This is a genomic window from Ottowia sp. (assembly GCF_046348305.1).
GTDB lineage: Bacteria > Pseudomonadota > Gammaproteobacteria > Burkholderiales > Burkholderiaceae_C > Ottowia.
In genome coordinates this window covers 133,534-145,794 of sequence record NZ_JAXMEM010000004.1, presented here as the reverse complement: position 1 = coordinate 145,794, position 12,261 = coordinate 133,534, and the positions used below count along the sequence as shown (strand labels likewise).

Sequence of the window (12,261 nt, the reverse complement as noted above, 5' to 3'; positions counted from 1 at the left end):
CCAAGCTCCCGGGGTCAGTGCATCGGCCCGCCGAGCCTTGGCTTGCCTTGGATATCGCGTAGTTGACCGCGCAGTAAAGCACTGCCACGACGAGGTACACGGGCACCAGCGCGTGGTAGTTGGCGATCAGCACCTTGGCGTTTTGCATCAGCTCGCCATAGGTGACGACGTAGCCGAAGGTGGTGTCCTTGACCACGATGACCAGTTGCGCGACCAGCGCCGGCACGATGTAGCGCAGGGCCTGCGGGAAGACGATGGAGAAAAACACCTGCGCTTCGCGTAGCCCCAAGCTGCGCGCTGCATCGGTCTGGCCGCGCGGCACCGCCAGCACACCCGCGCGGTAGACCTCGGCCACCACCGCGGCGGTGCTCAAGGCGATGGGCAGCGTCAGCATCCAGTAGGTACTCAGCTTGATCCCGATCTGCGGCAGCACCAGAAAACACACGTAGATCAGCAGCAGGGTCGGCGTGCCGCGCAAGAACTCGATGGCCGCCACGCTGGGCCAGCGCAGCAGGCGCAGGGGCGCCAGGCGCCCGAGCATCAGCACCAGCCCCAGGCCCAGCGCGATGACGGCGGCCATCGCGGCCGACGCCATGGTGCCCAGCAGGCCCTTGCCCAGAAAGGACCAGGTCGTCGACCAGGCGAAGAAGTTCCAGAACCGGGCGTCAAGCTGCCCGGCGTTGTGGAACCGATACACGATACCCGTCGCCAGCGCCAGCAGCGCGGCCGCCGCCAGCGCGCTCATCGCCCGTGTGACAGCCTGCGCCCGGGGGCTGGGCGCGCCAAACAGAATGTTTTCCAGCGAGCGGCTCATCGCAGGATCCGCGCTTTCTTCTCCAGGGCAGCGCCCGCCCAGGCGATAAGCAGGCCCGTGGCCACATACAGCGCCGCGGCTACCGCGAACGCCGGAATGCCGGCGGCCGAGTCGGTGGCGATCTTGGACACCAGCGCCGTGAGCTCGCGGCCCGGAAACGGCACCTGCGAGGCCAGCGAGGTCGACAGCATCAGCGCAATCAGCAGCGAGGTCATGGGCTGCACCACCGCGCGCAGCGCCTGCGGCAAGACGATTGCCGTGATGACGCGCAACGGCCGCATGCCCAAACTGAGTGCGGCCTCGATCTGCCCGCCGGGGACGGTGTTGATGCCCGCGCGCAGATAGTCCGCCGTGAAGGCCGAGGCGACCAGCGCCAGAGTCAGGATCACGCTGGGCTCATAGTCGATCACCACCTGCAAATCGGGCAACGCGAACACGATGAAAATCAGCAGCGCCACGCTGGGGATGTTGCGAAAAATCTCGACGTAGCCCGTCAGCACCCAGCGCAGCGGCGGCAGCGGCAGCAGGCGCAGCACCGTCACCCCAATGCCCAGCAGGAAGCCGGGCACGAAGGACAACAGCGTGAGCTTCCAGGTCAGCAAAAGGGCCTGCCCGAAGGCAGGCCCGTAGTCGACCAGGAGCCGGGAAACGTCGCCCATCGGTCAGGGAATGGCAGGCGGCGTCGGCACGGCCGTGCTGCCGGTGCGCTCGCCGATGGAGATGGTCCACAGCTTGGCCCAGGTGCCGTCGGCTTCCACCTTCTTCAAGAAGGCGTTGACGAAGGCCACGCCGTCCGAGCCCTTGGGCAGGCCCACGCCGTACGGGTCCTTCGCGCCAAAGGGCTCGCCCGCCAGCTTGGTGTCGCCCGTGCCCTGGCTCAGGGCGTTCAGCAGCAGCGTGTAGTCGGTCACGTAGGCGTCCACGCGGCCCTGGCGCAGGGCGTCCAACGCCTCTTGGTGCGTCTGAAACTCCTGCACCACTGCCTTGGGCGCAAACTGCGCCAGGATCGCCGGCCCCGTCGAGCCCGCCTGCGTGGCCACCTTCTTGCCGGCCAGGTCGTTGTATGACTTGATGGCGGCGTTGTTGGCCTTGACCAGCACCCCGGCCTGCGAGGTGTAGTAGGGGCCGGCAAACGAAATCTTCTCGGCGCGCGCCGGGGTGATGGAATAGGTGGCCAGCACCATGTCCACCTGGTCGTTGATGAGCACCTGCTCGCGCGTGGACGAGGTCACCTGCGTGAACGCAATCTTGGCCCCATCGCCCAGGATGTAGCGCGCGATGAGCTGCGCCAAGCCGGCGTCAAACCCGCGCGCCTTGCCGTCCTTCTCGTTCAGCATCGAGAACAGGTTGGAGGTTTGCGTGCCGCCCAAGCGCAGCGTGCCGGCCTGCTTGATCTTGCTGGCCCAGGTGCTGGATGCGATGGTGGCCGCGTCGGCCACGGGGCCTTGCGCCACCAAGGCGTCGAACGCTGCGGCATTGATGGGCGTGCCCTGTGCGAAAGCAGACCCACCGGCTACGAACGCCAGTGCGACCACGGTGGACTTGAGAATGGATTTGATCGGCATGCTGTCCTCTTGGTGGGGTGTGATGTTGGGCAATATAGCGCAGGTGATGGGAATTCGGGACTGCTTGTCTCCGGCTGGGCCTGAGCGATACTGCGCAGGGCTACGCGGCAGGCTGCGCGCTGAATGCCCCGTGCATCTCAGACTTGGGCGGACTGAGGCCGACGCCGCGAGATGAGACGTGGCCGGAAAATTGGCGCTGTGTTCGAATGGATTGAAAACCTATGACCCATCTGCTCAAGCGATCCGGGTTCTATCGGAATCTGCAGGACTGGCATGATTTTTGGTTGCTGGAAGGAGCTGTTCACTGGCTCAGAGAAGGGCGCTTGTTGATATACGACTTGCGGGAAATACCGGGCAGTTGGAACCCGGTTGTGCTGGTGCGCGGCGATGCGGAGTGGAGCCAAAAGGCGAACGCCATCCTGCGAGGCTGGATCAACTTCAATCAACAGCGCTTGGTGGATCGCGCGTGGCGCGAGTTGACTGGCCTCATCCGGAATGGATCAGCAGGACGCGTCGATCGTTGGCTGACGCCTCCGAAACTTTCTGAACACGTGCTGGGGCGCAGGCTGTTGCATTCGATTGAACAGTCGGATTGGCAAACCACCATTCGCGGTCTGGTCGGTGCCGATGCGCGAGCTGGATCGTTGCTGGATGAATTTTGGATTCCCGAGTTGAAGCGTGCGCGTGACGGGCTGATGGAGACGTTCGATGCAGATGCTGTTTGAGGTTCCGAGGCAATTCGTGGCGCAGGTGGCTTCCGGGCAAGTTGACCGGTTTGGAGCGATCTTGAAGGAAGTGGCCACTGGGCGGATCGTTGGACATTTGCAGGAAACAGGGGCGATGCAGGGAGCCTTGGCCAATGCTCTCAATCCATTTGCCGCGCCGTTTTCTCTGATCAGCGCGGGATCGTCGCTGGCAGCGAATGTCCAGCTTTACCGAGTCGATCAGAAGATCGAAAGAACCATCCAGATGTTGAGCGGGCTTCAGACTGTGGGGGCGGTCAACGTTGCCCTGGCTGGACTTGGACTTGGTGTCAGCGTGGCGTCGTTTGCGTACGTCAAGCGCCGAATGGACAAAATCGAGCACAAGCTCGACGGCATCCTTGCCGTCACACAGCGCGTTCTGGATGAACAACGGGCTCTTGAACTGGAAAGACTGGAAACCGATCTGGATGCACAGCTCGATCTTGCTGAAGAGGCTTGGAGGCATGGGGACGGCGGGCAGCGAGCCTGGATTCGTGTCGCAGACTCGTTGAACGACATGATCTACAAATACCCCCAGCACATCGCGCGTGAGCTTGAATCACCCGAGGTGATGGTCGATACACGAATGCTGACGTATTTGCTTGAGCGCTATCGCCTACTCGCCGGGACCCGTATCGAGTGTCTGATCTTGACGGGTGAGCTGAATGCCGCCCACAGCTTTGCGCGAAAATTTTCCGACAACACTGCGAAGATGCTGCAGCGAGTGACGCCGCTCACGTTCGTTGATCGTCGTTCCTTCGCCTCGCCCGACCTGAACGCTCGGCTCAACCATGCGAATGAATTGACGATGCGTATTCGGGAGTTTCAAGATCTGTCCGAAACCAAGCCATGGTTGATTTCAGACTTGATCGACCACAAGGTCGATGGTCGTGAATTCGTTCAGCAACTTGCCGGTGAAAAATCTCGAGCGTTGGCGACGGTCACTTTTTAGCCGGACATTTGCTCGCCGCGCTGGCGCTGTCAGGCAATGCCGGTGGCTGAGTGCTGCATATGGGGCTTGAGGTACCGCCCCGTAAAACTCCCCGCGCACGCCGCCACCGCCTCCGGCGTACCCTGCGCCACCACGGTGCCGCCTTTGTAGCCGCCTTCGGGGCCCATGTCGATGATCCAGTCGGCGGTCTTGATCACGTCCAGGTTGTGCTCGATCACGACGATGGTGTTGCCGGCGTCGACCAGTTGCTGCAAGACCTTCAGCAGCAGCTCGATATCGGCAAAGTGCAGGCCGGTGGTGGGCTCGTCCAGGATGTAGAGGGTGCGGCCGGTGTCGCGTTTGCTGAGTTCCAGCGCCAGCTTCACGCGCTGGGCCTCGCCGCCCGACAGGGTGGTGGCGCTCTGGCCCAGGGTGATGTAGGACAGGCCCACGTCCAGCAGGGTTTGCAGCTTGCGCGCAATCGCCGGCTGGTCGGCAAAGAAGGCGTGCGCCTGCTCCACCGTCATGTCCAGCACCTGCGCGATGTCCTGGCCCTTCCACTGCACTTCCAGCGTTTCGCGGTTGTAGCGCCTGCCGTGGCACACGTCGCAGGGCACGTACACGTCGGGCAAGAAGTGCATCTCGACCTTGACCACGCCGTCGCCCTGGCAGGCCTCGCAGCGCCCGCCGCCGCTGGACTGCGGCACGTTGAAGCTGAAGCGCCCGGGGCCGTAGCCGCGCTCGCGCGCCATGGCGGTTTCGGCCATCAGCTCGCGGATGGGGGTGAACAGGCCCGTGTAGGTGGCGGGGTTGCTGCGCGGGGTGCGGCCGATGGGGCTTTGGTCCACCGCGATGACCTTGTCGAACTGCTCCAGGCCTTCGATGGCTTGCATGGGCGCGGGCTCGGCGTGGGCGCGGTGGATCTCGCGCGCGGCGGCGGCGTACAGCGTGTCGTTGACCAGGGTGCTTTTGCCCGAGCCGGACACGCCGCTCACGCAGGTGAGCAGGCCGACGGGGAAGTCCACCGTCACGTTCTTCAGGTTGTTGCCACTGGCGCCGACGATGCGCAGCGCGCCCTCACCCCGGCCTTCTCCCAGAGGGGGAGGGGGCACGTCCGCCGCAGTCGATCGCCCTCGCCCCTTTGGGGAGGGGGCGGGGTGAGGGGCTGCCGCGTCATCTGAAATTTCAAGCGAAATCGGGCTGTCGCGCTTGTCTGACAAGCGCAAGCAGCTATCATTTTTGAATGATCGGCGTTTCTTGGGTACGGCAATGGCACGCTCGCCGCGCAGAAACTGGCCGGTGACCGAATCGGGCGTGGCCGCCACCTGCGCAAACGTGCCCTGCGCCATCACGCGCCCGCCGTGCACGCCGGCGCCGGGGCCCAGGTCGATCACGTGGTCAGCCGCGCGCATCATGTCCTCGTCGTGCTCGACGACGAGCACGCTGTTGCCCAGATCGCGCAGGTGCTTGAGCGTGGCGATCAGGCGGTCGTTGTCGCGCTGGTGCAGGCCGATGCTGGGCTCGTCCAGCACATACATCACGCCCGTCAGGCCGCTGCCGATCTGGCTGGCCAGGCGAATGCGCTGCGCCTCGCCGCCGGAGAGGGTATCGGCACTGCGCTCCAGGCTCAGGTAGGACAGGCCCACGTCGTTCAAGAACTGCAGGCGGTTGCCGATCTCGCGTACCACCTTGCTGGCGATCTCGGCCTTGGCGCCGTCCAGCCGCAGGGTGTCGAAGTACTGCTTGGCCTCACCCAGCGTAACGTGGCTGACCTGGTAGATGGCGCGGCGCTGCGCACCCTCGCCGATGAAGACGTGGCGCGCGGTGCGGTTCAGCCGCGTGCCGCCGCAGTCGGGGCAAGGCTGGTGGCTACGGTAGCGCGCCAGTTCTTCGCGCACCACGCTGGAGTCGGTCTCGCGATAGCGGCGCGCCATGTTCGGCAGGATGCCTTCGAAGGGGTGTTTCTTGCTCACCTTGCGGCCCGCCGAGGCGCCGCTTTCAAACGTGTAGTCGAACTTGATTTCCTCGTCGCCCGAGCCGTGCAGGACGGCGTGCTGCACCGGCGCAGGCAGCTCCTCGAAGGGCGTGTCCACGCTGAACTTGTAGTGCCGGGCCAGGCTTTCGATCAGCGCGAAGTAATACGCATTGCGCCGGTCCCAGCCCTTGATGGCGCCGCTGGCCAGGCTGAGGCTGGGGAAGGCCACCACGCGCTCGGGGTCGAACACCTCGGTGGTGCCCAGGCCGTCGCAACTGGGGCAGGCGCCGGCCGGGGCGTTGAAGGAGAACAGGCGCGGCTCCAGCGCGGCGATGGAGTGGTTGCACACCGGGCAGGCGAACTTGCTGTTGAACAAATGTTCTTTCTCGCCGTCCATCTCCAGCGCGATGGCGCGCCCGTCGGCCAGGCGCAGCGCGGCCTCCAGGCTGTCGGCCAGGCGGGCCTTGATGTCTTGGCGCACCTTCAGGCGGTCGATCACCACGTCGATGTCGTGCTTGTCGTTTTTTTTCAGCACCGGCAGCTCGCTGGCTTCGACAATCTTGCCGTCGACGCGAAAGCGCACATAGCCCTGCGCCTGCATCTGCGCAAACAGCTCGGCGAACTCGCCCTTCTTCTCGCGCGCCAGCGGCGCCAGCACCATCAGCCGCGTGTCCTCGGGCAGCGCCAGCACGGCGTCCACCATCTGGCTCACCGTCTGCACCGTCAGCGGCAGGTCGTGGTCGGGGCAGTGGGGCGTGCCGGCGCGGGCAAACAGCAGGCGCAGGTAGTCGTGAATCTCGGTCACCGTGCCCACGGTGGAGCGCGGGTTGTGGCTGGTGGCCTTTTGCTCGATGGCAATCGCCGGCGACAGGCCCTCGATCAGGTCCACGTCGGGCTTGTCCATCAACTGCAAAAACTGCCGCGCATAGGCGCTCAGGCTCTCGACATAGCGGCGCTGGCCCTCGGCATACAGCGTGTCAAACGCCAGGCTGGACTTGCCCGAGCCCGACAGGCCGGTGATGACCACCAGCTTGTCCTTGGGGATGTCCAGGTCGATGTTCTTGAGGTTGTGCGTGCGCGCGCCGCGAACGCTGATGCGCTGCGCACGCAGCGCGGCGGCGAGCGGCAGGCCCTCGCTGGCGTCGGCGGCGATGGGATCGGGAAGGGACAGGTCGTTCATGGGCAACCTGCCATTATCGGCAATTGCGCGCCATGGCGCACCGGGGCTGATGCCCCCGAGCCCCTTTGACGCGGGCAGAGCGATGCCTGTCTTGCTCCCGCTCCCCGACGGGGCGAGAGAGCCAGGAAGCGGCGCCCCGTCAGCGCACCGGCGCGTCCTTGACCACGCCCGCGCTCCACACCCGCCAGCGCAGCGCCATGCCCTCGGGCACGAAGACCACCACAGGCAGCTTGCTGTTGTAGCGCACCAGCAGCGGCTCGGCGGGCACAAAACCGGGCTTGGCGCTGTCGGGCGGGCACGCCATCAGGGTGCTCCGCACCTGGCCCTTGCTCTGCAGCACCCAGTAGGTGTAGCCCCAGCCTTGCACGTCGCGCGGATCGAAGTGGCCGTCCATGCCGCGGGCGTTGCAGTCCACCGTCATGGTCTTGCCGCCGATCAGCTCCAGCTTGTGCGCGTCTTCGTCGGGCAGGGCCGGCAGCTCGATCACGTGGCGCTGATGTCCGGCCAGGGTGGCGGGGAAGGCCTTGAGCTCGTTTTGGGCGGCGGCGTTGGGGATGGCGGAAGCGCTCATGGGTTGCTGCGCGCAGGCGGCCAGCAGCGCACCGCAGATCGGCAGCAGGGCGGCAAGGCGCAAGACTCGGGTGGTTTTCATGGGTATGGAATCTATCAAATGGCCGATGGCGGAAAATACCCCGCTTGACCGTTTCGCGCCGCGACCTTTGAGCGGCGCTGTCTGTCGATGTCTGCTGCTGCTTCCACTTCCTCCCCCTCCACCCCGCTCGCCCACCGCATGACGGCCGACGAGCGCCGCGCCACGCAGTCGCTGGCGGGCATTTTTGCGCTGCGCATGCTGGGCCTGTTCCTGGTGCTGCCGGTGTTCATGCTGGAGGCGGCGCGCTATCCGGGCGGCGACGACCCGGCGCTGATCGGTCTGGCCATGGGCATCTACGGCCTGACGCAGGCGGTGATGCAGGTGCCGTTGGGCCTGGCGTCCGACCGCATCGGGCGCAAGAAGGTGATCGTCGCCGGCCTGCTGGTGTTTGCCCTGGGCAGCGTGGCGGCGGCGCTGGCGCCCAACGTGCACATGCTGATCGTGGGGCGCGCGCTGCAAGGCGCGGGCGCGGTGTCGGCGGCCGTCACGGCGCTGCTGGCCGACCTGACGCGCGACGAGGTGCGCACCAAGGCCATGGCCGCGGTGGGCATCAGCATTGCCGGCATGTTTGCGCTGTCGCTGGTGGTGGCGCCGCCGCTGGCCGGGGCCATCCACCTGTCGGGCCTGTTCTGGCTGACGGCGCTTTTGGCCGTGGGCGGCGCCGTGGTGGTGCTGCGCGCCACGCCCGACGAGCCCGCGCGCCACAAGGACGAGCCGCGCGGGCGCCTGCAGGACGTGTGGCTGCACCCCAAGCTGTGGCGGCTGGATCTGGGCGTGTTCGTGCTGCACACCGTGCAGATGTCGATGTGGGTGGTGGTGCCCGAGCTGCTGGTGGGCGCCGGCCTGCCCAAGGCGCACCACTGGCAGCTGTATCTGCCGGCGGTGCTGGCCTCTTTTGTGCTGATGGGCGGGCTGTTTGCGATGGAGCGGCGCGGCTACATGCGCGCCGTGCTGCGCGGCGGCATCGCGCTGCTGCTGCTGGTGCAACTGGCCCTGCTGTGGCTGGCGCCGCAGGCGCCGGGGCTGTGGACCATGGGCGGCGTGATGTTCTTTTTCTTCGTCGCCTTCAACCTGATCGAGGCCAGCCAGCCCAGCCTGATCTCGCGCCTGGCCCCGGCCAACGCGCGCGGCGCGGCGCTGGGGGTGTACAACACGCTGCAGTCGCTGGGGCTCTTTACCGGCGGCGCGCTGGGCGGCTGGCTGCTCAAGAGCGGCGGCTACCCGGCGGTGCTGAGCGGCACCTCGCTGCTGGTGGCGCTGTGGCTGGTGCTGGGTTGGGCGCAGGTGGTGCCAGCGCCGGCCGGCGCCAAGCGCGCCTGAAATCCGGTTGCCGGCCTTCGGGCACAATCCCCTCTTTCGCTGTTTCCCTTACCCTTGTGCAGGAACAACGCCATGGCCTCCGTCAACAAAGTCATCCTCGTCGGCAACCTGGGGCGCGACCCCGAAATGCGCACCTTTCCCAGCGGCGACCAGGTGGCCAACGTGACCCTGGCCACTACCGACAAATGGCGTGACAAGCAAAGCGGCGAGCCGCGCGAGCACACCGAGTGGCACCGCCTGGTATTCAACGGCAAGCTGGCCGAGATCGCCGGGCAATACCTGCGCAAGGGCAGCCAGATTTACGTCGAAGGCAGCATCCGCACCCGCAAGTGGCAGGGCCAGGACGGCCAGGACAAGTACAGCACTGAAGTGCGCGTGGACCAGATGCAGATGCTGGGCAGCCGCCAGGGCATGGGCGCGCCCGCCGGTGACGACGCCGGCGGCTACGACGCTCCGGCCCGCCCCGCTGCCCGCCCGCCGGCGGCTGCACGCCCGGCTGCGGCCCCGGCGCCGCAGGCGGCCCGCTCGGACGCGGGTTTTGGCGGGATGGACGACGACATTCCGTTCTGACTGAGGCCTTGTCGCAGCGGCCAAGCCTTGGTGCTGCGGAAAGTTCTGATTGACGCCGCCGCTGCAGCTGACTACTGTCGCTGCTTTTGATTTTTTGTCAACGGAGAGCGGACATGGCAGCAGCTGGGCAACAGGGTTTTTGCGGGCGCGTGGCACGCGCATTGGCTGGGGTGCTGGCGGTGTCCTGCGTGGCGGTGCAGGCTGCGGGCATCAGCGATGGCGTGGTCAAGATCGGCGTTCTGACCGACATGTCCGGCGTGTCGGCCGACAACTCGGGCAAGGGCTCGGTGGCGGCTGCCGAACTGGCGATCGAGGATTTCGCCAAGGACAAGAAAGTGCTGGGCAAGCCAATCGAGTTGATCGCGGCCGACCATCAGGGCAAGACTGATATCGGCGCCAACCTGGCCAGTGAATGGTTCGACACCAAGCAGGTCGACATGATCACCGACCTGACGTTTTCCAATGTGGCGCTCGCGGTGCAGAAAATCGCCGACGACAAGGGCAAGCTGGCCCTGGTCACCGGTGCGGGCTCGGCGACGATCACCAACGAGAACTGCAACAAGAGCACCGTGCACTGGATGTACGACACCTACGCTCTGGCCACCGGCACGGCCAAGGCGTTGAGCGCCCAGGGTCTCAAGAGCTGGTACTTCATCACCGCCGACTACGCCTTCGGCCAAGCGCTCGAGAAAGATGCGCGCGCCATCGTCGAGGCCACCGGCGGCAAGGTGCTGGGCAGCGTCAAGCACCCGGTAAGCAGCAGCGACATGTCGTCCTACCTGCTGCAGGCGCAAAGCTCCAAGGCGCAGGTGATCGGCTTGGCCAACTCGGGTGCCGACACGCTCAACACGATTAAGCAAGCGCGTGAATTCGGCTTGGGCGTGGGCAGCAACAAGCAGGTGTTCACGCCCTTGCTGGCGCTGATTACCGAGGTGCATGGCATGGGCCTGGACAACGCCCAAGGCATGTACATCACCACTGGGTTTTACTGGGACCAGGACGAGCAGACCCGCGCCTTCTCGCGCCGCTATTTCGAGCGCATGAAGAAGATGCCATCAATGATGCAGGCGGCGGTGTATTCGGCCGTGCTGCACTACTTGAAGGCGGTTCAAGCCGCCGGCACCGACGATGCCCAGGCGGTGATGGTCAAGATGAAGGCCACCGAGGTCAACGACGCCGTGGTGCGCAAGGGCCATATCCGCGACGATGGCCGCCTGGTGCATGACATGCTGCTGGTGCAAGTCAAGACGCCGGCCGAGTCCAAGGGGCCCTGGGATCTGTACAAGATCAAGTCCGTGATTCCGGGCGATCAGGCCTTTCAACCGTTGGCGTTGTCGCGCTGTCCATTGGTCAAGAAATGAGGGTGAAGGCGAGCGCGTCGTCGGGCGCTTTGCCGCCCGCGCCGTGAGCCCGCTTTCCCCTGGGCCGGGCCGTATCATCACGGCGCCATGGTCCACCCTTCCGACGCCCTCAAGCATCTGTCCTTCAACTGGTTCGCCATCGTCATGAGCGTGGCCGGGCTGTCGCTTGCCTGGCTGCAGGCCATGCCGGTGCTGGGCGACGCGGCGGCCGGCGTGGCGTTGGCGCTGGCGGCGGTGGCGGCGCTGGCCTTCGTGGCGCTGGCGGTGCTGTCCTGGATTCGCTGGCAGGTGCAGCCCGAGGCGGTGGCGGCCGAGCTGGCGCATCCGGCGCGCCATGCGTTCCTGGGTGCGGTGTCGGTGTCGCTGCTGCTGCTGGCCACCGCCGGCGTGTCCTTGTTTGGCACGTCGGCGGCGTTGGCGGTGCTGTGGTGGGCAGGCTCGCTCATGCAGCTGGGTGTCACCTTGTGGGTGATGGGGCGCTGGCTGCGCGCCGACCCGGAGCAGGGCCTGAACGGGGCCGCGCTCACGCCGGTGCTGTTCATCCCGGTGGTGGGCAACGTGCTGGCGCCGCTGGCGGGCGTGCCGCTGGGCGCGGGGGGCTGGGCTGCCGCGCAGTTCGGCATCGGCGTGCTGCTGTGGCCGGTGGTTCTGGCGCTGCTGTTGGCGCGTATTGCCACGCAGGGCCTGTGGCCCGAGAGGCTGCTGCCGGCCACTTTCATCGCCGTCACGCCGCCGGCGCTGGTGGGCAGCGGTGCGCTGCAACTGGGCGCCTCTCCCGTGCTGGCGTGGATGGCCTGGGGCGTGGCCCTGCTGATGCTTCTGTGGTGCGCGCCGCTGATGCGCCGCATCCTGGCGCAGCCTTTTTCCATCGGCTTCTGGGCGCTGGGTTTTCCGCTGGCGGCGTTTGCCGCGCTCACGCTGCGCCTGGCGTTCTTGAGCGACGGTTTGCAGGCCCTGGCCATGGTGGCGCTGGCGCTGGCCAGTCTGGTCGTCGCGCTGCTGGCGATGGCCAGCTGGAAGACCTGGCGCCAGGGCGCGCTGCTGGCGCCCGAGCCCGCGCCGGTACGGTCGATCACGGCCAGCCGCGGCGACCGGGCGCCCTGATGAATTCCTGATTCGATAGCTGCGTGCGCTTGTTTGGCGGGCGCTG

The 12,261-nt window shown here is 66.2% G+C and carries 10 protein-coding genes and 1 pseudogene; 6 read left to right on the top strand and 5 right to left on the bottom strand.

Annotated elements, in window-relative coordinates; all coding sequences use genetic code 11:
- Positions 1 to 14: 14 nt before the first annotated feature.
- The 3 genes and pseudogenes from U1F38_RS04880 to U1F38_RS04870 all read right to left on the bottom strand — a co-directional run bounded on the left by U1F38_RS04880 (position 15) and on the right by U1F38_RS04870 (position 2,379).
- Positions 15 to 814, bottom strand: a pseudogene (locus U1F38_RS04880) (amino acid ABC transporter permease).
- Positions 811 to 1,473 carry an amino acid ABC transporter permease gene (locus U1F38_RS04875; protein WP_409985933.1) on the bottom strand — a complete coding sequence of 221 codons (663 nt, stop codon included), beginning with the start codon at positions 1,471 to 1,473 and terminating at the stop codon, positions 811 to 813. Before U1F38_RS04875 ends, U1F38_RS04880 begins: the two are co-directional and overlap by 4 nt.
- A 3-nt stretch (positions 1,474 to 1,476) precedes the next feature.
- Complete coding sequence (locus U1F38_RS04870; protein ID WP_409985932.1) at positions 1,477 to 2,379, bottom strand: glutamate ABC transporter substrate-binding protein; 903 nt, start codon at positions 2,377 to 2,379, stop codon at positions 1,477 to 1,479.
- A 221-nt stretch (positions 2,380 to 2,600) separates the two neighbouring features.
- On the opposite strand from U1F38_RS04870, the gene U1F38_RS04865 reads away from it, so the two are divergent.
- A complete protein-coding gene (locus U1F38_RS04865; protein WP_409985931.1) occupies positions 2,601 to 3,104 on the top strand; it encodes a hypothetical protein in 504 nt (167 codons plus the stop codon).
- Positions 3,088 to 4,074: a hypothetical protein gene (locus U1F38_RS04860; protein ID WP_409985930.1), complete on the top strand. Its 987-nt coding sequence runs from the start codon at positions 3,088 to 3,090 to the stop codon at positions 4,072 to 4,074. Before U1F38_RS04865 ends, U1F38_RS04860 begins: the two co-directional genes overlap by 17 nt.
- 29 nt (positions 4,075 to 4,103) lie before the next feature.
- Here U1F38_RS04860 and uvrA read toward each other — a convergent pair whose 3' ends face one another.
- Both uvrA and U1F38_RS04850 read right to left on the bottom strand, forming a co-directional pair.
- Positions 4,104 to 7,208 carry an excinuclease ABC subunit UvrA gene (gene uvrA, locus U1F38_RS04855; RefSeq protein WP_409985929.1) on the bottom strand — a complete coding sequence of 1,035 codons (3,105 nt, stop codon included), beginning with the start codon at positions 7,206 to 7,208 and terminating at the stop codon, positions 4,104 to 4,106.
- Between the two features lie 139 nt (positions 7,209 to 7,347).
- Entirely contained in the window at positions 7,348 to 7,860 is a 513-nt protein-coding gene (locus U1F38_RS04850) for an ecotin family protein (RefSeq protein ID WP_409985928.1), read from the bottom strand.
- A 138-nt stretch (positions 7,861 to 7,998) separates the two neighbouring features.
- On the opposite strand from U1F38_RS04850, the gene U1F38_RS04845 reads away from it, so the two are divergent.
- The 4 genes from U1F38_RS04845 to U1F38_RS04830 all read left to right on the top strand — a co-directional run bounded on the left by U1F38_RS04845 (position 7,999) and on the right by U1F38_RS04830 (position 12,215).
- On the top strand, positions 7,999 to 9,180 hold the full coding sequence (locus U1F38_RS04845; RefSeq protein WP_409985927.1) for an MFS transporter: 1,182 nt from the start codon (positions 7,999 to 8,001) through the stop codon (positions 9,178 to 9,180).
- A gap of 72 nt (positions 9,181 to 9,252) precedes the next feature.
- Complete coding sequence (gene ssb, locus U1F38_RS04840) at positions 9,253 to 9,750, top strand: single-stranded DNA-binding protein (RefSeq protein WP_409985926.1); 498 nt, start codon at positions 9,253 to 9,255, stop codon at positions 9,748 to 9,750.
- A gap of 113 nt (positions 9,751 to 9,863) precedes the next feature.
- Positions 9,864 to 11,111, top strand: a complete 1,248-nt coding sequence (locus tag U1F38_RS04835; protein WP_409985925.1) for an ABC transporter substrate-binding protein — start codon at positions 9,864 to 9,866, stop codon at positions 11,109 to 11,111.
- 87 nt (positions 11,112 to 11,198) lie between these two features.
- Positions 11,199 to 12,215 (top strand): C4-dicarboxylate ABC transporter, encoded by a 1,017-nt coding sequence (locus U1F38_RS04830; protein ID WP_409985924.1) that lies wholly within the window; start codon positions 11,199 to 11,201, stop codon positions 12,213 to 12,215.
- Positions 12,216 to 12,261 lie beyond the last annotated feature (46 nt).